Origin of the sequence: Candidatus Dactylopiibacterium carminicum (genome assembly GCF_014736495.1) — a bacterium.
GTDB classification, from domain to species: domain Bacteria; phylum Pseudomonadota; class Gammaproteobacteria; order Burkholderiales; family Rhodocyclaceae; genus Uliginosibacterium; species Uliginosibacterium carminicum.
Window position 1 is genome coordinate 26108 of sequence record NZ_MDUX01000013.1, and the last position, 22975, is coordinate 49082.

The 22975-nt window shown below is 61.1% G+C and carries 25 protein-coding genes; 19 read left to right on the forward strand and 6 right to left on the reverse strand.

Annotated elements, in window-relative coordinates:
* Positions 1–19: 19 nt before the first annotated feature.
* Positions 20–787, reverse strand: a complete 768-nt coding sequence (locus tag BGI27_RS05790) for a ParA family protein (protein ID WP_095523948.1) — start codon at positions 785–787, stop codon at positions 20–22.
* 108 nt (positions 788–895) lie between these two features.
* Between BGI27_RS05790 and BGI27_RS05795 the strand changes: the two genes are divergently transcribed.
* The gene (locus BGI27_RS05795) at positions 896–1342 is read left to right on the forward strand and encodes a hypothetical protein (protein ID WP_095523949.1); all 447 of its coding nucleotides are present in this window, start codon (positions 896–898) and stop codon (positions 1340–1342) included.
* Here the strand turns inward: BGI27_RS05795 and msrB are convergent, their stop codons facing one another.
* Positions 1343–1750 (reverse strand): peptide-methionine (R)-S-oxide reductase MsrB, encoded by a 408-nt coding sequence (gene msrB / locus BGI27_RS05800; protein ID WP_095523950.1) that lies wholly within the window; start codon positions 1748–1750, stop codon positions 1343–1345.
* Between the two features lie 216 nt (positions 1751–1966).
* Here msrB and purL point away from each other — a divergent pair, with 216 nt between their 5' ends.
* Positions 1967–5890, forward strand: a complete 3924-nt coding sequence (gene purL / locus BGI27_RS05805) for a phosphoribosylformylglycinamidine synthase (RefSeq protein WP_095523951.1) — start codon at positions 1967–1969, stop codon at positions 5888–5890.
* A gap of 29 nt (positions 5891–5919) precedes the next feature.
* Entirely contained in the window at positions 5920–6081 is a 162-nt protein-coding gene (locus tag BGI27_RS05810; protein ID WP_095523952.1) for a LiaI-LiaF-like domain-containing protein, read from the forward strand.
* Between the two features lie 16 nt (positions 6082–6097).
* On the opposite strand, the gene BGI27_RS05815 is transcribed toward BGI27_RS05810, so the two are convergent.
* Positions 6098–7591 (reverse strand): sensor histidine kinase, encoded by a 1494-nt coding sequence (locus tag BGI27_RS05815; protein ID WP_095523953.1) that lies wholly within the window; start codon positions 7589–7591, stop codon positions 6098–6100.
* A 3-nt stretch (positions 7592–7594) separates the two neighbouring features.
* Complete coding sequence (locus BGI27_RS05820; protein ID WP_095523954.1) at positions 7595–8548, reverse strand: ABC transporter substrate-binding protein; 954 nt, start codon at positions 8546–8548, stop codon at positions 7595–7597.
* Positions 8549–8705: 157 nt separating this feature from the next.
* On the opposite strand from BGI27_RS05820, the gene BGI27_RS05825 reads away from it, so the two are divergent.
* Positions 8706–9464: a hypothetical protein gene (locus BGI27_RS05825; protein ID WP_095529670.1), complete on the forward strand. Its 759-nt coding sequence runs from the start codon at positions 8706–8708 to the stop codon at positions 9462–9464.
* 11 nt (positions 9465–9475) lie between these two features.
* A complete protein-coding gene (pgeF, locus tag BGI27_RS05830) occupies positions 9476–10216 on the forward strand; it encodes a peptidoglycan editing factor PgeF (protein WP_095523994.1) in 741 nt (246 codons plus the stop codon).
* Positions 10217–10224: 8 nt separating this feature from the next.
* Here pgeF and hisC read toward each other — a convergent pair whose 3' ends face one another.
* Positions 10225–11289, reverse strand: a complete 1065-nt coding sequence (gene hisC / locus BGI27_RS05835; protein WP_095523956.1) for a histidinol-phosphate transaminase — start codon at positions 11287–11289, stop codon at positions 10225–10227.
* Between the two features lie 160 nt (positions 11290–11449).
* On the opposite strand from hisC, the gene hisB reads away from it, so the two are divergent.
* From hisB to BGI27_RS05890, 11 genes are all read left to right on the forward strand, one after another.
* Positions 11450–12037: an imidazoleglycerol-phosphate dehydratase HisB gene (gene hisB / locus BGI27_RS05840; protein WP_095523957.1), complete on the forward strand. Its 588-nt coding sequence runs from the start codon at positions 11450–11452 to the stop codon at positions 12035–12037.
* 62 nt (positions 12038–12099) lie between these two features.
* Positions 12100–12735, forward strand: a complete 636-nt coding sequence (hisH, locus tag BGI27_RS05845) for an imidazole glycerol phosphate synthase subunit HisH (protein WP_095523958.1) — start codon at positions 12100–12102, stop codon at positions 12733–12735.
* Between the two features lie 68 nt (positions 12736–12803).
* Complete coding sequence (hisA, locus tag BGI27_RS05850) at positions 12804–13553, forward strand: 1-(5-phosphoribosyl)-5-[(5-phosphoribosylamino)methylideneamino]imidazole-4-carboxamide isomerase (RefSeq protein WP_095523959.1); 750 nt, start codon at positions 12804–12806, stop codon at positions 13551–13553.
* Between the two features lie 3 nt (positions 13554–13556).
* Positions 13557–14315 carry an imidazole glycerol phosphate synthase subunit HisF gene (hisF, locus tag BGI27_RS05855; RefSeq protein WP_095523960.1) on the forward strand — a complete coding sequence of 253 codons (759 nt, stop codon included), beginning with the start codon at positions 13557–13559 and terminating at the stop codon, positions 14313–14315.
* A gap of 31 nt (positions 14316–14346) precedes the next feature.
* Entirely contained in the window at positions 14347–14748 is a 402-nt protein-coding gene (gene hisI / locus BGI27_RS05860) for a phosphoribosyl-AMP cyclohydrolase (RefSeq protein ID WP_095523961.1), read from the forward strand.
* A gap of 16 nt (positions 14749–14764) precedes the next feature.
* Entirely contained in the window at positions 14765–15088 is a 324-nt protein-coding gene (locus tag BGI27_RS05865; protein ID WP_095523962.1) for a phosphoribosyl-ATP diphosphatase, read from the forward strand.
* Complete coding sequence (locus tag BGI27_RS05870; protein WP_095523963.1) at positions 15085–15429, forward strand: histidine triad nucleotide-binding protein; 345 nt, start codon at positions 15085–15087, stop codon at positions 15427–15429. The genes BGI27_RS05865 and BGI27_RS05870 overlap by 4 nt, the downstream gene beginning before the upstream one ends.
* 11 nt (positions 15430–15440) lie before the next feature.
* Positions 15441–15650, forward strand: a complete 210-nt coding sequence (tatA, locus tag BGI27_RS05875) for a Sec-independent protein translocase subunit TatA (RefSeq protein WP_095523964.1) — start codon at positions 15441–15443, stop codon at positions 15648–15650.
* Between the two features lie 85 nt (positions 15651–15735).
* Entirely contained in the window at positions 15736–16218 is a 483-nt protein-coding gene (tatB, locus tag BGI27_RS05880; protein WP_095523965.1) for a Sec-independent protein translocase protein TatB, read from the forward strand.
* Between the two features lie 5 nt (positions 16219–16223).
* Positions 16224–16946 (forward strand): twin-arginine translocase subunit TatC, encoded by a 723-nt coding sequence (gene tatC, locus BGI27_RS05885; protein ID WP_095523966.1) that lies wholly within the window; start codon positions 16224–16226, stop codon positions 16944–16946.
* A 22-nt stretch (positions 16947–16968) separates the two neighbouring features.
* Positions 16969–18147: an MFS transporter gene (locus BGI27_RS05890; RefSeq protein WP_095523967.1), complete on the forward strand. Its 1179-nt coding sequence runs from the start codon at positions 16969–16971 to the stop codon at positions 18145–18147.
* Here BGI27_RS05890 and lplT read toward each other — a convergent pair.
* Complete coding sequence (gene lplT, locus BGI27_RS05895; RefSeq protein ID WP_095523968.1) at positions 18099–19361, reverse strand: lysophospholipid transporter LplT; 1263 nt, start codon at positions 19359–19361, stop codon at positions 18099–18101. The genes BGI27_RS05890 and lplT overlap by 49 nt on opposite strands.
* A gap of 181 nt (positions 19362–19542) precedes the next feature.
* Here lplT and BGI27_RS05900 point away from each other — a divergent pair, with 181 nt between their 5' ends.
* Genes BGI27_RS05900 through radA form a run of 3 tightly spaced genes read left to right on the forward strand, consistent with a single transcriptional unit; the run spans position 19543 to position 22930 of the window.
* Positions 19543–20502, forward strand: coding sequence for a LysR family transcriptional regulator (locus BGI27_RS05900; RefSeq protein ID WP_095523969.1), 960 nt, complete (start codon positions 19543–19545; stop codon positions 20500–20502).
* On the forward strand, positions 20499–21566 hold the full coding sequence (alr, locus tag BGI27_RS05905) for an alanine racemase (RefSeq protein ID WP_095523970.1): 1068 nt from the start codon (positions 20499–20501) through the stop codon (positions 21564–21566). Before BGI27_RS05900 ends, alr begins: the two co-directional genes overlap by 4 nt.
* Positions 21566–22930, forward strand: coding sequence for a DNA repair protein RadA (gene radA, locus BGI27_RS05910; RefSeq protein ID WP_095523971.1), 1365 nt, complete (start codon positions 21566–21568; stop codon positions 22928–22930). The genes alr and radA overlap by 1 nt, the downstream gene beginning before the upstream one ends.
* The last annotated feature ends 45 nt before the right edge of the window (positions 22931–22975 follow it).

A 22975-nucleotide genomic window follows, 5' to 3' on the forward strand; every position in this document is an offset into this window, starting at 1 on the left:
CAGGCTTCTGCGCGTTGCGTCATCCGGTGAGGTGCTGATGCAATGCGATGAACTCCTGCGTCAGCTTGTGGCGGGCGTCCAGGTGGATCATCGGACGCGCCGACTGATGGCTTTCCCGGATTTTCACCGAGGCCGAGAGGTAGGCCGGCAGTATGGGTAGCCCCTCGTCACGGAGTTCCTGTACGAGTTTCTGTGGCAGGCTGGCCCGGGGCTGGAACTGGTTGACCACGATGCCTTCTACCCTGAGCGCCGGGTTATGGTCCGCTCGGATCTCGTCCACGCTGTCGAGCAGCGCATACAGCGCGCGGCGTGAGAAGTCATCGCAATCGAAGGGGATCAGGCAGGTGTCGGCAGAGATCAGTGCGGAGAGCGTGAAAAAGTTCAGTGCCGGTGGCGTGTCGATGTAGATCTGGTCGAAAGTTTCGTCCAGCTCATCCAGTGCTTCGCGCAACTTGTAGATCTTGTGCCGGGATTCCAGCTTGCTCATCAGCTCCTCCAGGCGTGGCGAGGAAGGCAGCAGGAAAAGATCCGGAAAGGGCGTTGGTTGAGCGTAACCCTGAGAGGGACGTTGCTCGAAGCGCAGTGCCAGCGTTTGCTCGAAGAGGTCGGCGAGGCCGGGGCCTGCACCTTCGGCAGCATCGCCCAGCAGATAATGTGTGGAATTTCCCTGGGGGTCGAGATCCACCACCAGTGTGCGCAGACCCTGTGCGGCCGAGATGGCGGCCAGGTTGCAAGTGATGGTGGATTTGCCGACGCCGCCCTTCTGGTTGAATACCACGCGTTTCATGCCTGCCTCCCCGGATGGAAATGCTGCACTGCACATATTGCCAGAAACCCGGGTTGGTACGTGGGGCAGCCCGGACGGGCTAGAATGAGCGAACTGGAGGGAGGTTGGATGAAAACACGCGTCTGGGGAGTGTTCGCGCTCTGTGCGGGCTTGGTGAGTGGAGTGCAGGCTGCCGAGCTGTTGTCTTTCGGCGGTGGTTCGCTACATTTCGAGCGCGATCTCGGGCATAACGAATTCAATTACGGTCTGGGGTATGAGCGCGACTGGAGCGAGGATATCTCCTGGTCGGTCGGCGTCTATAAGAACAGCATCCGGCGGGCCACTTTTTATGGCCTGGCCAACTGGTATCCCTGGGCGTGGGATAGCGGTATCCGTGCCGGCCTTTCCGGCGGCCTGATGACGGGATATCACAAGTCCCCCGTCATCGGCACCTTGATGCCCACGCTGGAATGGCGCGGAGAGCGCCTGGCGTTGCAGGCTTATGTGGTGCCTACGATCAAACCTTATGTAGATGGCGCAGTGGTTGTGCAGGTCAAGTATCAGTTCCGGCGCTGATCATTCGTCAGGCTTCACTGGCTCCAGCAGGACGGAGGCTGAATTGATGCAATAACGTAGCCCTGTTGGCGCCGGGCCATCGTCGAAGACGTGGCCCAGGTGTGCGCCGCACTGGCGGCATACGACTTCGATGCGGTACATACCGTGAGAGAAATCTTCACGCTGCTCTACGTTTTCAGGTTCCGCCGTGGAGTGAAAGCTTGGCCAGCCACAGCCTGCGTCGAACTTGCTGGTCGAATCGAACAGCTCTACGCCGCAGCAGCGGCAGCGATAGTCGCCCGCAGACCATTCGTTCCAGTACCTGCCGGTGAACGGATGTTCCGTGCCAGCCTGGCGCGTGATCCGGAATTCTTCCGGGCTCAATTGCTCACGCCATTCGGCATCCGTTTTCTCGATTTTTCGTGTCATTTCGAGGCTCTCTGTTTTATGGGTGTGTCAGACCTTACGGCATTCTGGTCCGGTTTTGGAAGGGCGCTTCCGCTATAATCCGCCCTCCCTTGAGGGGAGGTCTTGGGCTTGCCGCCGGATCTTCCCGGCCCCTTTGGGGCGGCTCGATATCTGTCTGTCGAGCCGGGAGCCTGCCAACACCGGCCTGTGCCGGATTCAATCCCCGAGTACCGCTCCATGTCCGACATCCTCAGTCTTCGCGGCGCACCGGCCTTTTCGGCCACGCGCCTGTCCCGTCTTTCCGAATCACTGACTGGCGCCGGCGTGAAGCTGCGCGGCCTGTCTGCCGAGTTCTGGTATTTCGTGGAGCTGAAGGAGGCTCTTTCCGCGCAGGAGTCGGAGCGTCTGGTCGATCTGCTCGATGCCCGCCCGACCAGTGCCACGCGGCCTGCCGGCGCCTCCCTGCTGGTGACCCCGCGTCTGGGCACGATCTCGCCGTGGTCCTCGAAAGCTACCGACATCGCCCACAACTGCGGCTTTACCAAGGTGGTTCGCATCGAGCGCGGCATCCAGTTCGTCCTGGACGGCAAGTTCGAGCGGGATGCAGTGCTGCCCTTGCTGCACGACCGCATGACCGAGTCGGTACTGGATTCCGTGGACGCCGCCGCAGGCCTTTTCGCCCACTACGCACCGCAGCCGCTGACTTCGGTCGATATCCTCACCGGCGGTCGCTCCGCGCTGGAAGCCGCCAACGTCGAGCTGGGCCTCGCGCTGTCGGACGACGAGATCGACTACCTCGTCGACAACTTCATCAAGATGCAGCGCAATCCGACGGATGTGGAGCTGATGATGTTCGCGCAGGCGAATTCGGAGCACTGCCGCCACAAGATCTTCAATGCTGACTGGATCATCGACGGCCGCAAGGAAGAGAAGTCGCTGTTCGGCATGATCAAGGACACCCACAGAGCCCACCCCGAAGGCACCGTGGTGGCCTACTCGGACAATGCCTCTGTGATCGAGGGTTTCGAGATCGACCGTTTCTACCCGGATTCGCAGGGCGAGTGGAAGTACCGCCAGGAGCTGACCCACATTCTCGCCAAGGTGGAAACCCACAACCATCCGACGGCGATTTCTCCTTTTCCGGGCGCTTCGACCGGCGCTGGCGGCGAGATCCGTGACGAAGGCGCGACCGGCCGCGGCTCGCGTCCGAAGGCTGGCCTGGCTGGCTTCTCGGTGTCCAACCTGAACATCCCGGGGGCCGTGCAGCCTTGGGAGAAGGCCTATGGCAAACCCGAGCGCATCGCTTCCGCGCTGGACATCATGATCGAAGGCCCGCTCGGTGCGGCTGCCTTCAATAACGAATTCGGCCGTCCGAACCTGGCCGGTTACTTCCGCACCTTCGAGCAGGAAGTCGAAGGCGAGGTACGTGGCTATCACAAGCCGATCATGATCGCCGGCGGTTTGGGCATGATCCAGGATCAGCAGTCCTTCAAAGCCCACTTCGAACCCGGCACCTTGCTGATCCAGCTCGGCGGGCCGGGCATGCTGATCGGCCTGGGCGGCGGTGCGGCTTCCTCGATGACCACCGGTACCAACACCGCCGATCTGGACTTCGCCTCGGTGCAGCGCGGCAACCCGGAAATCGAACGCCGCGCGCAGGAAGTCATCGACGCCTGCTGGCAGCTCGGCGACAAGAACCCGATCCTGGCGATCCACGATGTGGGCGCTGGCGGCCTGTCGAATGCCATGCCCGAGCTGGCCGACCACGCCAGCCTCGGCGCGCATTTCGAGCTGCGCAACGTGCAGATCGAGGAGCCGGGCATGAGCCCGCGAGAGATCTGGTCCAATGAGTCTCAGGAGCGCTACGTGCTGGCCGTTGCGCCCGAGTCGTTGCCGGTCTTCGAAGCCTTCTGCGTGCGTGAGCGCTGCCCCTTCGCGGTGTTGGGTACGGCCTCGACCGATGGTCGTCTGATCGTGAGTGACGCGCACTTCGGCAACAACGCGGTCGACATGGACATGCAGGTGCTGCTCGGCAAACCGCCGAAGATGTTGCGCGATGTGGCCTCCCGCGCGATCCATCTGCCACCTTTCGAAGTAGCCGACATCGACGTGAAGGACGCCGCGCTGCGCGTGCTGCGCATGCCGGCCGTGGCTTCCAAGAACTTCCTCATCACCATCGGCGACCGCTCGGTGGGGGGGCTGACCGCGCGCGACCAGATGGTCGGCCCCTGGCAGACTCCGGTGGCCGACGTGGCCGTGACGGCGATGAGCTTCCACGGCTACAAGGGAGACGCCTTCGCCATGGGAGAGCGCACTCCGCTGGCTTGCGTGAGCCCGGCTGCTTCCTGCCGTATGGCCATCGGCGAGGCGGTGACCAACCTGCTCGCTGCCGACGTGGCCGAGATCGGTGACATCAAGCTCTCCGCCAACTGGATGGCCGCCTGTGGCCAGCGCGGCGAAGATGCGCGTCTGTTCGAGGGCGTCAAGGCCGTGTCCGAATTCTGTATCGGCGCGGACCTGTCGATCCCGGTCGGCAAGGATTCGCTGTCGATGCGCACCACCTGGAAGGAAGGCGAAGAGGCGAAATCCGTGACCTCGCCGCTATCGCTGATTGCTACCGCCTTCGCGCCGGTGCAGGACATCCGCAAGACCCTCACGCCGCAGTTGCAGCTCGAAGCAGGCGTGGAAACCCAGCTGGTACTGATCGATCTGGGCAAGCAGCATCATCGCCTCGGAGGTTCGGTGCTGGCCCAGGCCTACAACTCGGTTGGCGAGCATGCACCGGACGTGGATGCCGAGACGCTCAAGGCCTTCTTCACGGGCGTGACCGCCCTGAAGCGCGACGGCCTGCTGTTGGCCTATCACGATCGCTCGGACGGCGGCCTCTTCGCGACTCTAGCCGAAATGGCTTTCGCCTCGCGCTGTGGCCTTTCCATCGAGCTGGATTCGGTCTGTTATGACGAAATGCTTTCCGATGTGGATGGCAGCGAAAAACGTCCGGACATGCTCCGCGGCCGTTTCAACGACCGTATCTTCGGCGCGTTGTTCGCCGAAGAGCTGGGGGGCGTGGTGCAGATCCGTCGCGCGGATCGCAATCAGGTGCTGAAGACCCTGTCGGATGCGGGTCTCGGCGCCTGCAGTCATTTCATCGGTTTCCCCAACGACAAGCGCGAACTGCGCATCCGCCGCAACGCCAAGATGGTGTTCGAGGCCGATGTGTTCGAGCTGCTGCAGGCTTGGTCTGAGGTCAGCCACGAGATCGCCCGCCTCCGCGACGATGCCGAGAGCGTCGATCAGGAATTCGCGGCGCTGGCCGACAGGGCCGATCCGGGACTCTCCGTGGCGCTGAGTTTCGATGCCGCCGAAAACGTGGCCGCGTCCTACATTGCCAAGGGCATACGCCCGAAGATCGTCATCCTGCGCGAGCAGGGCGTAAACTCACAGAACGAGATGGCCTCGGCCTTCGAGGCAGCCGGCTTCGCAGCCTTCGACGTGCACATGTCGGATCTAATGGCCGGCCGTGTCAATCTCGCGGATTTCCACGGTCTGGCCGCCTGCGGCGGTTTCTCCTACGGCGACGTGCTCGGCGCGGGGCAGGGCTGGGCCAAGTCCATCCTCTTCAACGACCAGTTGCGCGAGCAGTTCTCGGCCTTCTTCCAGCGCAAAAATACTTTCGCGCTGGGCGTGTGCAACGGATGCCAGATGATGAGCAACCTCGCCGGGATCATTCCGGGCGCGGATGCCTGGCCGCGTTTTGCGCGCAACCGCAGCGAGCAGTTCGAGGCGCGTACGGCCATGGTGGAAGTGCTGGAATCGCCCTCCATCCTGCTCGCCGGCATGGCCGGTAGCCGCATGCCGATCGTGGTCAGCCACGGCGAAGGCCGGGCGGATTTCAGCCAGTATGGCAATCAGGCTGAAGTTCTGCAGGCGATGCGTTTCATCACCAACAACGGCGAGGTGGCAAATAGTTACCCGGCCAACCCGAACGGTTCTCCAGCCGGCATCACGGGTCTCACCACGGCGGATGGGCGCTTCACCATCATGATGCCGCACCCCGAACGCTGCCGCCGCACGGTGCAGATGAGTTGGGCGCCGGCGACGCTGGGTGAGGACTCGCCATGGATGCGTATGTTCCGCAACGCGCGTGTCTGGCTCGGCTGACAACCCTCAAGACAGAAGGAGAGACTTCGATGTCGAAGACCGGCTCACTCGTGTTGATCCTGGTGGGGATCTTCTTTCTGCTGCATAACCTGGGGTTTCTGCGTTTCGCGCAGATCGGGCAGTTGTTGCAGACTTGGTGGCCGCTGGCCCTGATCGTCGTGGGCGCTATCGGTTTGGCACGCAAGGGTTGAGAAGAGGTTCTTTGCCTCAGCCCTTGGCGTTACTTGTCAGCGGGACGTTTTCGTCAATCGCTTCTAGTCTGGCGGTGAACCAGAATGTCGCGCCGTTGCCAGGGGCGGAGTCGACGCCGACTTCACCTCCCATGGCTTCGGCGAGCTGCTTGACGATGGAAAGTCCGAGGCCGCTGCCCGAACGACGATGACTGTCTGGCGTGGCGACCTGAACGAAAGGTTCGAACAGCTGGGCCACCTTGTCGGCATCGATGCCGATTCCGGTATCGGTCACGGAAAAGGCGACGCAGTTGTTGGCTTGCATGACGTCCAGATGGATGTTGCCAGCGTCGGTGAATTTGATCGCATTGCTGATGAGGTTTGTCAGCATCTGCATCAGACGTGGGCCGTCACCCAGCATTTGCGCGGAGAGGTCCGGGGCGATCCTGAAGCTCAGTCCCAGATTCTTGCTGCGAGCAAAATCTTCTTGCAGCGTGACGGTGTCTTCGACCAGTTGGTGCAGATCGAAGGGAGAGGACATCAGTTCCAGTTTGCCGGCTTCGATTTTCGCGAAGGCGAGAATGTCGTTGATGATCCCCAACAGCCACTGGCCAGCTTTCTGGACATTGAACGCATAACGGCGTTGTTTGTCTGTCAGATGGGTGCCCTGGAGCAGCTCGTTCATGCTCAGGATAGCGTGCATCGGCGTGCGAAGATCATGACTCATGGCCGCCAGGAAATCGGACTTCATGCGGTTGGCCTTGTCGGAAGCATCCCGCGCCAGGATCAGCTCCTTTTCGCGCTCCTCGATATTGCGTAGCAGCTGATTGAATCCATTGACCAGTACCCCGAATTCGTCTTCGCGCTGTTCAGGTACGCGGACGGAATAATCCCCTGGATTGTCCCGCACATGGGACATGGCTGCGACCAGCGCATCGATCGGTTTGATCACGAAATGCTGCAGCAGTTTGTAGAGCAGAAGCAGGCTGAAACCAGCGACAAGCAGGCCGACAGAGCCTCCCAGCGCCATCGTGTGCGATATCGTTGCTTCGACCAGTGAACTTGGAAAACCGACGACACTGGTGGCCACCCGACTGCCGGCGGGATCATAGACCGGCATCAGTACGAGATAGTGGCCGTCCTCCGGTCGCTGTGCGACCAGCTCTCCGATTTGCAGGCTCTCTCCGAGCAAAGGGGTCTGCAGCCGGGTGCCGGTATGGCCGGGCCGGTTATCGAACAGGACGATACCGTCCAGGCCGACGATCTGTGCGAAAGCCACGCCAGGATAGGCACGCACCGCTTCCTGGCATTGCTCTTCGAAGCCGACGATGTCGCCGACAGCAATACCGAGCCCCGCCAGTCGCTCAAGCTGGATTGCCAGGCTGCGCGCCACCGCGCTGGAGCGGGACTGCAGGGTTTCCACGTGATGAGAGACATAGAGCCAGGTCGCCGTGATCGCGATGGAGGCCGTGGTGGCGAATGTCATGAGCGCTGCGCTCAGGATGATCTTGCTGCGCAGGCCGAACTTCATGATCTATTTGGCCCATTCGAAATTCGTGACCACCGTGGCTGACAGCAGCACGGTCGAGCGGGGCGTGATACCGAGTTGGCGTGCGCGTGCCAGCTTGCCGGCAGCCAGCCCCTGCTCATGCCCGGAGACCACCACGCCAGCGAGCGTGCCGTGATACATGCGGTCTTCCCAAAAGGAAACATCAGGCAAGCGGGCATTCTCGACGTACCAGCGCTGCAGCACCGGATAGGGAACATCAGCGCCTTTTTCATCCTTGAAATTGAAATTCCCCAGCATGAGGTTGGCATCCGCCTGATTGGGGTTCTCCAGGGCGATGTGCTGGAATTCCGCGAAAGTGATGGGTTGGGCAACGCCCGCCAGTTCCAGGTCCGGATGCTCGCGGAAAAGTATGCGGATGCGGCCGATGACCTGAGGCCAGTAAGCGGCATTGTCCGAGATGACCTGGATGCGTTTGACGCCTGGTTTCAGTGCTTGCAGAAGCCGAATGGTTTCCAGGATGTGTTCCCGTTCCAGGACCCCGGTAACGTTCTGCACGTTGTCCAGGCCATGGGCACTTGCAGTCTTGTTCACTCCGCTGAAGACGAATGGAATGCGGGTGTTGTAGAAGTGTCGGGCCACCATCTCAAGGGCGTCGTCATCCGAGGTGAATACCAGATCGGGATGCCAGCGCTCGACCAGTTCGCGCCCTTCACGTGCGGTCTGTGCCATTTCCGTGGGTGAGCTCTTGCGCTTGGTGTCGAGCTGATAGATCTTGTATTCGACCTTCACATCGCTGCCCAGGCCAGCTTTGAAACCATCAAGCTGGGCGTCCGTCCAGCGATAGGGTGAGTTGAAACTCATGATGTGCAGGATGCGGAACCCCTGCTGCGCTGGCTGGCTGGCATCCTGTGCGTACGTGGGGACGGACGATGCGAACGGCAGGATGATCAGAACTGCAGCAAGGAACTGGCGGATCACGTCAGAACTCCGGTGGTTGGTCGGTACTCAGAGCGCCTGCGGCAACGAAGCCTTGCTCCTGTATGGCAAAGCCATGCACGGACAGGTCGCGGTGAGCGCCGCTTTGCTGCAGAATTGGCGTCCTTTTCCAGACCCAATGTGCCTTCAGGCTACCGTTATGCAGACATCCGTTTCACACAACCTGCCCACAGATACGCTTGCGGAACTCGCACCGGAGGACGTCCAGCAGCAGGCCGCAAGGCTTGTGCAGGAAGCCTTTGGCGTAGCCTTGCGCCTTGCAACTTCTCAGGGCCTGCCGCGAGAAGAGGCGATCAACCGCCTGGCGGGCCATCTGCGGGAATGGACGGCGTTGAGCAGCAGTGAGCAGACGCAGTTGCGCATGGCCATGCTGTTGGGAGGGCTGGATCAATGGGGGCTGGCCTACAGTCAGTTGCTCACCGCGACTGAGTTGGCGGGGGTGTCCATGTTGATCGGGGATTTACGCGCTGGCCTGGATCTTTCCGCCGAGGCCTTGTGCCAGCGTTTTCTGGATGGTTTGCGCGAGGATGAGGCGAGTGCCCTGAGTTACAAGATCCTCTTGCGCCGGGAACTGCATCTGTCCTTGTGGCATGCACTGATTTCCTGCAATTCGCGCGAAGAGGCAGAACCTGTCATGCGTCTGCTGGTAGGGATGTTGTTGGCCCTGGTGCAGGCGATGCCGCAGCTTGGCTGGCGCTTGATCGCCGATGCCATGGCCTCCATCCAGATCCGTTGCTTGCAGCATGGGCTGGCGGTGGAAGGGCTTTCACGCGATCTGACGGAAGGCCTTTTCGCCTCATTGAGCGAAGCCTTGCCGGAGGCCGCTCGTGCCCAGGTCGTTGATCACGCTGCGGAGGCTGCACGTGCTTGGCGTGATGCTTCTCAGCCGAAGCATTGAGTGTGCGGATCATGCCGGAGTCTCTGGAATTGATTCTTCCTGATTGGCCGGCACCGCGCCATGTGCGAGCCTGCTTCAGTACGCGTGTCGGGGGCGTCAGCCAGGGCAGGTATGCCGCGCTGAACCTGGCGACGCATGTGGGTGATGATCCGCAATCGGTGCAACAGAACCGGGCCCGTCTGCAGGCCCATTTGCCAGCAGGCCCCTGTTGGCTTGAGCAGGTCCATGGAGCCACGGTGGTAGACGCTACGCATGCTGCCAATGGTGCGCGGGCCGACGGCGCGATATCACGTCAGGCGGGAGTGGTCTGTGCCGTCATGACCGCGGATTGTCTGCCGGTGCTGTTCTGTACTGCCGATGGCCGTGCGGTGGGTGCCGCACACGCGGGTTGGCGCGGGTTGGCCGCTGGTGTGCTGGAAAACACACTGACGGCGCTGCAGGCAGCGCCTACGGGCGTGATGGCCTGGTTGGGGCCGGCAATCAGCCAGACGGCATTCGAGGTCGGTACCGAAGTGCGAGAAGCTTTTGTTGGTCGTTTGCCAGCGGCCGCCGAAGCATTCGTGGCGACCGGCCCTGGCAAGTGGCATGCGGATCTGTACCTACTGGCGCGCCAACGCCTGCGTGCTGCGGGCGTCAGTCAGATCTTCGGTGGCGGTCTATGCACCTATTCAGACAGCAGGCGCTTCTTCTCTGCGCGTCGCGATGGCACGCAATCCGGCCGGATGGCTGGATTGGTCTGGATTGATGCGTAGATCGACGCTCAGGCCGCCAGGATTTCAGTCAGCGCCTTGACCAGCAATTGGCATTCCGTGTCGGTGCCGATACTGATGCGCAGGTACTGATCGATACGCGGCAGTTTGAAATGGCGCACGATGATGCTGCGCGTGCGCAGGGCTGCAGCGAGCTCGGCGGCATCCTGTTCAGGATGGCAGGCGAATATGAAGTTTGCCGCGGAGGGCAGAACTTCGAAGCCCTGCGCCTGCATCTGCCGGGTCAGCCATGCCCGGCTGTCCATCACTTTGCGGCGTGTTTCCTCGAACCAGTCGACATCGGCCATGGCCGCGCTAGCGCCAACGATAGCAAGCCGATCCAGCGGGTAGGAATTGAAGCTGTTCTTCACGCGTTCCAGACCTTCGATGAGAGCAGGGTTGCCAATGGCATATCCTGCACGCAAACCAGCCAACGAACGGCTCTTGGACAGCGTCTGGATCACCAACAGGTTTGGGTAGCGTTGTGTCAATGCGACGGCGCTCTCGCCGCCGAAATCGATGTAGGCCTCGTCGACGACCACCACTAGGTCCTGCCTGGCGGCAACCAGGCGTTCAACTTCGCCCAGCGCCAGCAGGCGGGAAGTCGGTGCGTTCGGGTTGGCCAGGATGATGCCGCCCGCTTCGCGCTGCAGGTAGTCTTCCACGCGGATACTGAAATCCTCGCTCAGCGCGACCGTCTCGTACTGGATTCCGTACAGACCGCAGTAGACCGGATAGAAGCTGTAGGTGATGTCCGGGAACAGCAGGGGGCGTGAATGCTGGAGCAGGGCAAGGAATGCGTGGGCGAGGACTTCATCGGAGCCGTTGCCCACGAAGATGCACTGGCTGGGAACCCCGTGAAAGGCTGCCACAGCTTCACGGAAACGATCCGCATTCGGATCGGGATAGAGGCGCAGCGAATCACCGGCCTCTGCTGCGATCGCCGAGAGAGCCTTGGGCGAGGGGCCGTAAGGGTTCTCGTTGGTGTTGAGTTTGACGAGGTTGGTGAGCTTGGGCTGCTCGCCTGGTACATAGGGGGTCAGGCGACGGACCGTGTCGCTCCAGTATCGGCTCATGGTAATGCTCGGTATTCTGCTCGGGAAATGAGGTGCGGGAAATGCGGCCATCGTGCTCATTGGCTGGCGTCCGCGCTGTTCGCGGATGCTATCATAGGGCCGTGCCGCGGCCTTCTGGTGGGTGCTTTCTCCTTTTTCGACTTATTTTCCGAGTTCCGTCATGCGGCAAGCCGAGATCTCTCGCAACACCTTGGAAACCCAGATCAGCATCAGCTTGAATCTGGATGGCAGCGGGGTCGCCCAGCTTGATAGCGGGGTGCCCTTCCTGGATCACATGCTGGATCAGATTGCACGGCATGGTCTGGTCGATCTGAGTGTGAAAGCCAGGGGTGACCTGCATATCGATGCCCACCATACGGTGGAAGACATAGGTATCACCCTGGGACAGGCATTTGCGCGTGCGGTGGGCGACAAGAAGGGCGTGCGTCGCTATGGTCACGCTTATGTGCCACTGGATGAAGCCTTGTCGCGAGTGGTGATTGATCTTTCCGGGCGCCCCGGATTGATCTTCGACGTGACTTTCACTCGGGCGACGATCGGTGCTTTCGACGTGGATCTTGTGCGCGAATTCTTCCAAGGCTTCGTGAACCATGCCGGCGTGACGCTGCATATCGACAATCTGCGTGGCGAGAATGCTCACCATCAGTGCGAAACCGTGTTCAAGGCTTTTGGTCGTGCTTTGCGTGCCGCAGTCGAATTCGACGAGCGTGCCCTGGGGCAGATGCCTTCCACCAAAGGCTGCCTCTGATTTCGAGGCGGAGATTCCGTCCTTCGCGTCATCTCTCTTTTTCGATTTGCTCCGGTTCAAACATGAAGATTGTCGTTGTCGATTACGGCATGGGTAACCTGCGTTCGGTTGCCAAAGCCATCGAGAAGGTAGCGCCTGCCGGTGCCAGAGTGGAAATCTCCGCTGAAGCCGGAAGGATCGCTGCCGCAGACCGCGTGGTGGTGCCGGGGCAGGGCGCCATGCATGACTGCATGCGCGAATTTCTGGCGCGCGATCTGCGCGAAACCGTACGGCAGGCAGCCCAGTCCAAACCTTTTCTGGGTATATGCGTAGGCATGCAGATGCTTTTCGAGCATAGTGAAGAGGGCGATACCCCCGGTTTGGGCTTCATTTCGGGGCGTGTTCGTCGGTTTGCTGACGGCATGAGCGGTCCTGATGGCGCCCGCCTGAAGGTGCCGCACATGGGCTGGAATGAAGTGCACGCCACCACAACACACCCTCTCTGGCAGGGAATTGCGCCGGACGCTAGGTTTTATTTCGTGCATAGCTATTACTGCCAGCCCGAGCACGGGGCGGCGACGGCTGCCACGACCGAGTACGGGCATCGCTTTACCTCGGCAGTAGCCCAAGCTAATATCTTTTCGGCCCAGTTTCACCCCGAGAAGAGCGCCGCCGCCGGGCTGCAGCTTCTGTCCAATTTCGTGACCTGGCAGCCCTGAGCGAGAATTCCGCACGGCCTCCGGTCGTATCCTCGATTTCCCTGTATCAGCGCTTCAATCTATCCATCATGCTGCTCATTCCCGCGATCGATCTCAAGGACGGCTACTGCGTACGTCTGCGCCAAGGCGACATGGACGATGCAACCGTGTTTTCCGAAGACCCCCGCGCCATGGCACGCCACTGGCTCGACCAGGGCGCCCGCCGCCTGCATCTGGTGGACCTCAATGGTGCCATTGCCGGCAAGCCGAAAAACGAGGCCGTCATCAGGGCCATCCTGGATGAGGTCGGTGCCGAGATTCCGGTTCAGCTCGGCGGTGGCATCCGTGATCTGGATACCATCGAACGCTATCTGGATGCCGGGATCTCTTACATCATCATCGGTACTGCGGCGGTCAAGAATCCAGGCTTCCTGCATGACGCCTGCAGCGCTTTCCCGGGCAGCATCATCGTTGGTCTGGATGCCAAGGACGGCAAGGTGGCCGTGGATGGCTGGTCCAAGCTGACTGGGCATGATGTGGTCGATCTGGCGAAGAAATTCGAGGATTACGGCGTGGAGTCCGTGATCTACACCGATATCGGCCGTGACGGCATGTTGAGCGGGGTGAATATCGAAGCGACAGTGAAACTCGCCCAGTCCTTGCGTATTCCGGTGATCGCCAGTGGCGGCATCACCGATCTGACAGACATCGACGCTCTGTGCGAAGTCGAATCCGAAGGCGTGATCGGTGCCATCACTGGACGTGCCATCTACGAAGGTTCGCTGGACTTCGCTGCTGCGCAGGCGCGGGCCGATGCGCTCAACGGAGAGGCAGCCTGAGCGATGTTGGCAAAACGCATCATTCCTTGCCTGGACGTGACTGCCGGACGCGTGGTCAAGGGGGTCAATTTCCTGGAGCTTCGTGATGCTGGCGATCCGGTCGAGATCGCCCGTCGTTATGACGAGCAAGGCGCCGACGAGCTGACCTTTCTGGACATCACCGCCAGTTCCGACGAGCGCGACATCATTCTGCACATTGTCGAGCGGGTGGCCGAGCAGGTCTTCATCCCCCTGACGGTTGGCGGCGGTGTGCGCAGCGTGGCCGATGTCCGGCGCTTGCTCAATGCCGGTGCCGACAAAGTCAGCATGAACAGTGCGGCCGTGGTCAACCCTGATCTGGTGGCTGAAGCCTCTGCCAAGGTCGGCAACCAGTTCATCGTGGTGGCCATCGATGCCAAGCAGACTGCACCGGGGCAATGGGGGGTCTTCACGCACGGTGGCCGCAAGCCGACGGGGCTGGATGCCGTCGAATGGGCACGCAAGGTGGAATCGCTGGGGGCTGGCGAGATACTGCTCACCAGCATGGACCGCGATGGCACCAAGAGTGGTTTCGATCTGGCGCTGACGCGTGCCATCTCCGATGCGGTGAACATTCCCGTGATCGCCAGTGGCGGAGTTGGTAATCTGCAGCATCTGACCGATGGCGTGATCGATGGCCGTGCAGATGCAGTGCTGGCTGCCAGCATCTTCCACTACGGCGAGTTCACCGTGCGCGAAGCCAAAGAATACATGCGCGCGCGTGGGGTTGAAGTACGCCTGTGAGCCACTGAGGCTGCTGCCTGGAGTAGATGAGATGAATGCCGGTACACGCTGGTTGAACGAAGTGGTCTGGGATGAGCAGGGATTGCTTCCTGCCATCGCCCAGGATGCCGATACGGGCGAGGTGCTGATGTTCGCCTGGATGAACCGCGAAGCGCTTGCGCTGACCGCCGAGCGCGGGGAAGCGGTGTACTGGTCCCGCTCGCGGCGCAAACTCTGGCACAAGGGCGAGGAATCGGGGCACATCCAGAAAGTCCGCGAGATCCGCATGGATTGCGATGGCGATGTGATCCTGCTGCGTGTGGAACAGGTGGGCGGTATCGCCTGTCACACTGGTCGGCGCAGCTGCTTCTTCCATAAACTGCTGGGTGAGGGAACCTGGGAGGAAGTCGAGCCTGTGCTCAAGGACCCTGCCCAGATCTACTCTCCCAAGTGACTCCTTCAGGATTGACATGACTCAGATCGATATCCTGCAGCGTCTGGCGGCCACGCTGGCCCAGCGCAAGCAGGCCGCTCCCACCGCTTCCTATGTCTCGGGGCTGTATGCCAAGGGGACGGACGCCATTTGCAAGAAAGTGGCCGAAGAAGCGGCCGAAACCATCATGGCGGCCAAGGATGGTGGTGGCGAGCATCTGGTATACGAAGTGGCGGATCTGTGGTTTCACAGCATGATCCTGCTCACGCATTTCGGACTTTCGCCCGAGGACGTGCTGCGCGAACTCGAACGTCGCGAAGGGGTTTCGGGCATCGAAGAAAAAAAGGCACGCCAAGCATGAGCGATTGCATCTTCTGTCGTATCGCGCGGGGAGATCTTCCCAGCAACAAGGTCTATGAAGACGAAGAGTTCTTGGCGTTCAAGGATATCCACCCGCAGGCGCCGGTGCACATCCTGATCATCCCGAAAAAACATATCTCCACACTGGCGGAAGCCTCGGCGGAAGACGTTCCGCTGCTTGGCCGAATGCTGGAGCTGGCACCTCGCATTGCCAGGGAACATGGGGCTGAAGAGGGCTTCCGTACCATCATCAACACCGGTCGGCATGGTGGGCAGGAGGTGTATCATCTGCACCTCCATATCTTGGGCGGGCAGCCCTTGCCAGCCATGCTGAAGCACTGAGGAGATTACACATGGGTTCGTTTAGCATCTGGCACTGGCTGATTGTCCTGGTGATCGTTTTGCTGGTGTTTGGCACCAAGAAGCTGCGCAACATCGGTGAGGATCTGGGCGGCGCCGTGAAGGGTTTCAAGCAAGGCCTGAAGGAAGGCGCCGACGAGAAGCCCGTACAGCAGATCGCCTCCGATACCGTGGAAGGCGAGGCACGCGAGAAGAAGGATTGACCGGAACTCGTGCCTGAAGGGGGCGCATGCAGCGCCCCTTTATTTTTGTTTTTTCGAGCGCTCGCAGCAAGCCGACAGGTAAGACATGTTTGACATTGGTTTCTCCGAGATCCTCGTCATCGGAATCGTCGCGCTGGTGGTTTTCGGCCCCGAGGAACTGCCGCGCGTGGCGCGTACCGCTGGCCATTGGCTGGGCAAGTTGCGGCGCTATGTGAGCGCCGTGAAGGCCGATATCGACCGCGAGATCGAAGCCGCCGAGCTGAAGACGCTGGTAGATGACGTGCAATCCTCCGCGCGCAAGTTGCAGGCTTCGCTTACGGAGCAGGCAAGCGCCTTCGAAGCCGAGCTGAGCAGGGAAGTGACTCCCGTGGCGGCAGAAGCCCGCGCCCTTGAACAGGAGATTCAGCAGTCTCTCCGTATCGATGAAGCAGCTCCTCAGGTCATAGCGGAAACCTCTGTTCAGGACGTTCCTGTCGTGCCGGATACTCCGCCGGATGAGGTACAGGCGGAGTCCGACGATAAGCAACTCGATCTTTTTGCCGCCCCGGGCGAATTGCGCAAGGAGTAGTTCGCGTGGAGCAAGAAAGTTTCATCTCTCATCTGGTCGAGTTGCGCAATCGGCTGATCTATTCCTTGCTGGCCGTGCTGGCGGTATTTCTGTGCCTGGTCTGGTGGGCCAAGGATCTCTATTCCCTGCTGGCTGCTCCCTTGCTGGCTGTGTTGCCGCAGGGCGGGCAGATGATCGCGACCGATGTGGTCGGCGTCTTCCTGGTGCCCATGAAGGTCACGGCATGGGTTTCGCTGTTGATTGCCATGCCGTTCGTGCTTTATCAGGCTTGGGCGTTCGTCGCCCCAGGGCTGTATGCCCATGAGCGTCGGCTGGCGCTGCCATTGCTGGTTTCCAGTTGTGTGCTGTTCGTGCTCGGAATGTGTTTCGCCTATTTCGTGTTCTTTCCGGGCATGTTCAAGGTCATGACCAGCTTCACGCCGGAAGGTGTGGCGTGGATGACCGATATCGACAAGTACCTGGGTTTCGTGATGGGCATGTTCCTGGCCTTCGGCGCCGCTTTCGAGGTGCCGGTGGTGGTGGTCCTGCTGGTGTTGCTGGGGGTCGTGGATACACGGAAGCTTGCCGCCGCACGCCGCTATGTGATCGTAGGGGCCTTCGTTGTCGCTGCCGTGGTGACTCCGCCCGATGTGGCGTCGCAGTTCATGCTGGCAGTTCCCATGTGCCTGCTCTTCGAGGTTGGGCTGCTGGTCGGCCGGCTGATCGAGCGCAGGCAGTCGTCGGACTGAGCATCCGCCAGCCGCTGCGTCCATGCTGGCACGCCTGTCGCTGTATTACTTTGCCTATTTTTCCTTCATCGGCGTGTTCATGCCGTATTTCGCGCTCTACCTCGATCACCGGGGGCTGAGTGGTGGCGAAATCGGCATGGTCATGGCGTTGATGCAGGTGATGCGCCTGCTGGCACCCAACCTCTGGGGATGGCTGGCTGATCGCAGTGGGCAATCCCTGATGGTGCTGCGTCTGGCCGCCTTGATATCCAGTCTGGGCTTTGCTGCTCTGGTCGCCGGGAATGGGCTGTTCGCCATTGCTGCCTGTGTGACGGTGATGTCCTTCTTCTGGACGGCGCAGAGTCCCCTGGCGGAAGCCTTGACGCTTGATCTGCTGCGTGAGCGGCAAGGGGGTTACGGCAGGGTACGGGGATGGAGATCTGCAGGCTTCGTCTGTGCCGTGCTGCTCATGGGGTTCTGGCTGGAACAGGCCAGTCTGGAACACATCTATCATGGAGGCCTTCTTTGTCTGCTGGCGATCTTTGCCTGTGCTTGGCTGCTGCCGTCGCCACGCCTTTCAGTCTGCAGCAATGCCACGCCGCCCGCGCCCCTGCGTGAAATTCTATTGCGTCCGGAGGTCTGGAAGCTGCTGCTGGCCTGCCTTCTGATGACGGGCGCGCACGGTGCGTTCAACGTCTTCTACTCGATGCATCTGGTCGATGCAGGCCACTCCAAGACGGTGATCGGTGCCTTGTGGACGCTGGGTGTGCTTGCCGAGATCGCGATGTTTCAGTGGGCGCCCAGTTTGATGCGCCGATACAGCGTGACCGGCATGTTGCGTTTTGCTCTGTGCGTGGCGGTAATCCGTTTTGCGCTGATCGGCTGGACCGCAGACAGCCTGGTGTTGCTGCTGCTGGCGCAACTGGCGCATGGCATCACCTTCGGGCTTACGCATATCGTCGCCGTTTCGGCCATCAGCCAGTATTTTGGCGAAGGACAGGCTTCGCGTGGCCAGGCCGTGTATGGCAGTGTGGCTTACGGTGCCGGCGGAATCCTAGGCAGCCTCGTCAGCGGTTGGGTGTGGCAGGCAGCCGGTGGCGCCTGGGCTTTCACGGCATGTGCCGTGCTGGCCGGAGTCGGCGTGCTGGTCGTTGTGACGAAACCGGGCCGGCCTCAGTGGTGGCGGTCTTCAAGCAGCGAGACAGCGTCGAACTCGCGCTGATTTGCCAGATGGCGCAGGCGTACCAGCCACATGCTGCCTGCGATGAACATACCGAACATCACGACGACGACATTGACCGAGAGACCGCTACGGATCAGTAGTGCATACAGACCCGTCATGGCCAGGATGCTGAGGTTCTCGTTGAAGTTTTGTACGGCGATCGAGTGACCCGCTCCCATCAGCACATGGCCGCGATGTTGCAGCAGGGCATTCATCGGCACCACGAAGAAACCCGCCAATGTACCCACTGCCACCATCAGCAGCATGGCCGGCGGAATATGGTGAATGAAAACCATGATGTTGATGCCGATGCCCATGGCGATGCCCAGGGGAATCACGGACGGGGAGCGGCGCAGTGTCACGAATTTGGCTGCTAGCACGGAGCCTACTGCCACACCGAGGGCAACCACGCCTTGCAGGCTGGTCGCCTCCGAGAGATTGAGCTGAAGGTTGGCTGCAGCCCAGTCGAGCACGATGAATTGCAGGGTGGCGCCAGCGCCCCAGAACAGGGTGGTAACGGCCAGTGATATCTGCCCCAGCCTGTCTCGCCAGAGCAGGGCGACGCAATGCGAGAACTCGTGAATCAGATAGAGCGGATTGTTGCGCAGCGGTTTGTGATCGACGCCGGTATCCGGAATGTAGGCATTGAAACCGGCGGCTATCAGATAGAGCAGACCGATGCCGAGGATGCTGAGATCGAAGGGGCTGTCGAAGATAGGGCCGATCTGTGGGATGCCGAGATGCGCTATCGCGTTGCTGATGTGTGGATGGATCAGCACGCCACCCAACAGGGTGCCCAGGATGATGGCACCCACCGTGAGCCCCTCGATCCAGCCGTTGGCGATCACCAGTTTCCCCGGCGGCAACATCTCGGTGAGAATGCCGTACTTGGCCGGGGAGTAGGCTGCGGCCCCCAGACCGACCACGGCATAGGCCGCCAGCGGATGGACGTCGAAGAACATCAGCGCGCAGCCACCGATCTTGATCGTGTTGCTGATCAGCATCACCCGTGCCTTGGGCATGGAGTCGGCGAATGCACCCACAAAGGCGGCCAGCACCACGTACGAGATCGTGAAGAAGAACTTCAGCAACGGGATCTGTTCTGCGGGTGCGCCAGTCTGCATGAGGAGGGCGATGGCAGCGATCAGCAATGCGTTGTCGGCCAAGGCTGAGAAGAACTGCGCGGCCATGACCAGATAGAAACCAGAACCCATGCAAATCCCGACAATTGGCGGATCAACCGATCCGGCGGCTGGACGTTATAACACATTGCTCCTACGGCTCCTTGATCCATGAAGGTGTGCCGGAAATTTTCACATGGGTGGGGGCTTTTCCCACTCGACGCGCGTGAAAGCGCGACGTAGAATATAAACAGCGTTTATCGAAAGGTGACAAATGGCTGATCGCAAATTGCAGGTCTTTTATGCCGTGGCCAAGCACGGATCCTTTACCCGTGCTGCGGAAACGCTGTACATGACTCAACCCGCGGTGACCTTCCAGATCAAGCAACTGGAGGAGCAGTTCAATATTCGCCTGCTGGATCGAGGGCATGGCCGGGTCACCCTGACGCCTGCGGGCGAGATCGTGTTTGCCTATGCAGAGCGGATACTCGGGCTCTCGGACGAGATGGAGACGCGCATTGCCGAGCTGACCGATGAGCTGACCGGCGTGATCACCATCGGAACGAGTCAGACGATTGCCGGCTACTGGCTACCGCAGTTGCTGCACAAGTTCATGGCCTTGCATCCGCGCGTGATTCCGCGGGTCTTTGTGGCCAACTCGGAGAACATCGAAAACCGTGTGGCTTCGCATGAGTTGGATGTGGGGCTGGTCGAGAAGCAGTCGTCCGATCCCACCCTGGAATGCAGCCTGGCTTGCCAGGATGAGCTGAAGGTCATCGTGGCGCACGGCCATCCGTTGGCCGAGGCGACCTCGTTGAAGGCCACCGATCTGCAAGGACATTCCTTTGTCGATCGCGATCCCGGTGCGGCCATCCGCGCGTTGGCTGAAGATTTCTTCCGCCGCAACGGCGTGCCGCCGGAAAATCTCAATCGTCGTGCCGAGCTGGGATCCTTGCCCTCCATCCTGCATCTGGTGAAGCAGGGGCTGGGCTTTGCCATCGTTGCCAAGGCGGCACTGAACGATTACAACAACCGCGGTCTGGTCGGTATCTCACTGGATCCGCCGCTCTATTCCTCGCTTAACGTGCTGGTGCCCAAGGATCGCTTCCGCGCGCGCTTGCATTCCACCTTTGCGGAATTCGCGATCAAGCTGTTTTCCAGCTTCGAGCGCGATGCTGACACCCCGGCTGAAGTGGTTTCGGTTGTCGAATCCGGGGAGAACCGCGCATCGTGAGTCGTCCGATCTTTGCGCGGATCGATCCGCAGGCTTTCCGTCACAACTATCTGCTTTGCAAGCAACGTGCCGCCGGTGCGAAGACCCTGGCCATCGTCAAGGCCAATGCCTATGGGCATGGCTTGCTGTGTTGTGCCGAAGCCGTACGCGACGTGGCCGACGGCTTCGGGTTGCTGGAAATCGGCGAGGCGTTGCAGTTGCGCAATGCCGGCTTCACACAACCCATCGTGATGCTGGAGGGGTTCTTCGCCGAGGCTGATCTGCTGATGGCCAGTGAAGCGCGCATCCAGGTGGCGCTGCATTCCGACGCCCAGCTCGGTTTGCTGGAGATGACCGAGCTGCCGGCGCCGCTGGATGTCTTCATCAAGCTCAATACCGGTATGCAGCGCCTGGGATTTCCGCCCGAGCGCTTCGCCGAAGTGCTGGCTCGTGTGCGGGCCTGCGGCAGGGTGGGCGAGATCGGTGTGATGACGCATTTCGCCTGTGCCGATGCTGCGGGTATCACCCCCCAGCTGGCCTGCTTCGACGCTGCCGTGGCAGGTAGCGGTCTGCCGCGCAGCGTGGCCAACTCGGCTGCTTTGCTGCGCAATCCGGAGGCTCGCTACGAATGGGTGCGGCCAGGCATCGTACTCTATGGCGGTTCGCCGATGCCGGATCTACAGAGCGCCGAGCAGATCGGTCTGCGTCCGGTGATGAGCTTTTTCAGCCGGATCATCTCCGTGCAGGATCTGCAACCGGGCGATGCTGTCGGTTATGGCGGTCTGTTCGTAGCCGATAAACCCATGCGTATCGCCACGGTGGCCTGCGGTTATGCAGACGGCTATCCGCGCCATGCCGGCACCGGTACGCCCATCCTGGTGAATGGTCAGCGCACGCGCACCATCGGCCGGGTGTCGATGGACATGCTTTGCTGCGACATTACCGGGCTGGAAGCTGGCGTGGGCAGTTTGGTGACCCTCTGGGGCGAAGGGCTGCCGGCGGATGAAGTGGCTACGGCTGCCGGCACCGTGAGCTACGAGCTGTTCTGTGCACTGGCACAACGTGTGCCGGTCACGAGCTGCTGATGGCAAAGGCCAAGACCGCACACGTTTGTAGCGAGTGTGGGGCACAAAGCCCGCGATGGCAGGGGCAATGCCCTGGTTGCGGCGCCTGGAACACCCTGGGCGAAAGCGTGATCGAGCGCGAGCCTGCGAGCCCTCGTTTTGCCGCACTGGCGGCGAATGTGGGCAAGTTGCAGAAACTTGCCGAAATTGATCCGAGTGAATCACCGCGTCAGGCCACCGGCATCGATGAGCTGGATCGTGTCCTGGGCGGAGGGTTCGTGCCCGGCATGGTGGTGCTGATCGGTGGCGACCCCGGCATCGGTAAATCCACGCTGTTGTTGCAGGCGTTGGCGAATCTCGTGGGCCGACAGAAGGTCCTGTACGTCAGCGGTGAGGAGTCGGCAGAGCAGGTCGCCTTGCGCGCGCGCCGGCTGCAGCTGGACGAAGCTGGTGAATTGCCGCTGCTGCCGGAGATCTCGCTCGAAAAGATCGTCGCCACCTTGCGCGAGAGCCAGCCCGACGTGGCTGTGATCGATTCCATCCAGACGCTGTATTCCGAAACCCTGCAGTCCGCGCCCGGTTCCGTGGCGCAGGTGCGCGAATGCTCGGCGCAGCTCACACGCCATGCCAAGGCTGCTGGCATGGTGATGGTGCTTGTCGGCCATGTCACCAAGGATGGTGCGCTGGCCGGGCCGCGCGTGCTTGAGCACATCGTCGATACCGTGCTGTATTTCGAGGGTGACACGCATTCAAGCTTCCGTCTCGTCCGGGCCTTCAAGAACCGCTTCGGCGCGGTCAACGAGCTGGGCGTCTTCGCCATGACCGACAAGGGGCTGCGCGGCGTGAGCAATCCGTCCGCCTTGTTTCTCTCGCAGCATGCGCAGCCCGTGCCGGGCAGTTGCGTGCTGGTCACGCAGGAAGGCACGCGGCCGTTGCTGGTGGAGATCCAGGCGCTGGTCGATTCCGCGCACATGAATCCCCGGAGACTTTCTGTCGGCCTGGAGCAAAACCGTCTGGCCATGCTGCTGGCGGTGTTGCACCGGCACGCCGGTATCCAGTGTGCCGATCAGGATGTGTTCATCAACGCCGTCGGTGGTGTGAAGATCGCCGAGCCGGCTGCCGATCTGGCTGTCTCGCTGGCAATCGTTTCCTCGCTGACCGGGCGCGCCTTGCCCGCGAAACTCATCGCCTTCGGCGAGATCGGCCTGGCTGGCGAGATCCGCCCGGCGCCACGTGGCCAGGAGCGTCTGAAGGAAGCCGCTAAGCTTGGATTCGAATTGGCTCTGATCCCTGCGGCGAATGCGCCGCGTCAGCCAATTAAGGGCTTGCGCGTTATCACGGCGGAGCGCATTGAAGGCGCGCTGACGGCGCTGCGTGAGTTATGACGGGATGAAAGCAGCGGGCTGCTGGTGTAAGCTTCGCGGCCTTGG

What these genes read in the sequence shown, in the direction of transcription:
- tatB (WP_095523965.1), top strand. Translation starts at nt 15,736, where the DNA reads ATGTTTGACATTGGTTTCTCCGAGATCCTCGTCATCGGAATCGTCGCG.
- BGI27_RS05790 (WP_095523948.1), bottom strand. Translation starts at nt 787, where the DNA reads ATGAAACGCGTGGTATTCAACCAGAAGGGCGGCGTCGGCAAATCCACC.
- pgeF (WP_095523994.1), top strand. Translation starts at nt 9,476, where the DNA reads ATGCCGGAGTCTCTGGAATTGATTCTTCCTGATTGGCCGGCACCGCGC.
- radA (WP_095523971.1), top strand. Translation starts at nt 21,566, where the DNA reads ATGGCAAAGGCCAAGACCGCACACGTTTGTAGCGAGTGTGGGGCACAA.
- hisA (WP_095523959.1), top strand. Translation starts at nt 12,804, where the DNA reads ATGCTGCTCATTCCCGCGATCGATCTCAAGGACGGCTACTGCGTACGT.
- BGI27_RS05890 (WP_095523967.1), top strand. Translation starts at nt 16,969, where the DNA reads ATGCTGGCACGCCTGTCGCTGTATTACTTTGCCTATTTTTCCTTCATC.
- lplT (WP_095523968.1), bottom strand. Translation starts at nt 19,361, where the DNA reads ATGGGTTCTGGTTTCTATCTGGTCATGGCCGCGCAGTTCTTCTCAGCC.
- BGI27_RS05825 (WP_095529670.1), top strand. Translation starts at nt 8,706, where the DNA reads ATGCAGACATCCGTTTCACACAACCTGCCCACAGATACGCTTGCGGAA.
- BGI27_RS05900 (WP_095523969.1), top strand. Translation starts at nt 19,543, where the DNA reads ATGGCTGATCGCAAATTGCAGGTCTTTTATGCCGTGGCCAAGCACGGA.
- hisF (WP_095523960.1), top strand. Translation starts at nt 13,557, where the DNA reads ATGTTGGCAAAACGCATCATTCCTTGCCTGGACGTGACTGCCGGACGC.
- BGI27_RS05815 (WP_095523953.1), bottom strand. Translation starts at nt 7,591, where the DNA reads ATGAAGTTCGGCCTGCGCAGCAAGATCATCCTGAGCGCAGCGCTCATG.
- msrB (WP_095523950.1), bottom strand. Translation starts at nt 1,750, where the DNA reads ATGACACGAAAAATCGAGAAAACGGATGCCGAATGGCGTGAGCAATTG.
- BGI27_RS05870 (WP_095523963.1), top strand. Translation starts at nt 15,085, where the DNA reads ATGAGCGATTGCATCTTCTGTCGTATCGCGCGGGGAGATCTTCCCAGC.
- BGI27_RS05810 (WP_095523952.1), top strand. Translation starts at nt 5,920, where the DNA reads ATGTCGAAGACCGGCTCACTCGTGTTGATCCTGGTGGGGATCTTCTTT.
- BGI27_RS05865 (WP_095523962.1), top strand. Translation starts at nt 14,765, where the DNA reads ATGACTCAGATCGATATCCTGCAGCGTCTGGCGGCCACGCTGGCCCAG.
- tatA (WP_095523964.1), top strand. Translation starts at nt 15,441, where the DNA reads ATGGGTTCGTTTAGCATCTGGCACTGGCTGATTGTCCTGGTGATCGTT.
- hisC (WP_095523956.1), bottom strand. Translation starts at nt 11,289, where the DNA reads ATGAGCCGATACTGGAGCGACACGGTCCGTCGCCTGACCCCCTATGTA.
- purL (WP_095523951.1), top strand. Translation starts at nt 1,967, where the DNA reads ATGTCCGACATCCTCAGTCTTCGCGGCGCACCGGCCTTTTCGGCCACG.
- hisI (WP_095523961.1), top strand. Translation starts at nt 14,347, where the DNA reads ATGAATGCCGGTACACGCTGGTTGAACGAAGTGGTCTGGGATGAGCAG.
- hisB (WP_095523957.1), top strand. Translation starts at nt 11,450, where the DNA reads ATGCGGCAAGCCGAGATCTCTCGCAACACCTTGGAAACCCAGATCAGC.
- BGI27_RS05795 (WP_095523949.1), top strand. Translation starts at nt 896, where the DNA reads ATGAAAACACGCGTCTGGGGAGTGTTCGCGCTCTGTGCGGGCTTGGTG.
- hisH (WP_095523958.1), top strand. Translation starts at nt 12,100, where the DNA reads ATGAAGATTGTCGTTGTCGATTACGGCATGGGTAACCTGCGTTCGGTT.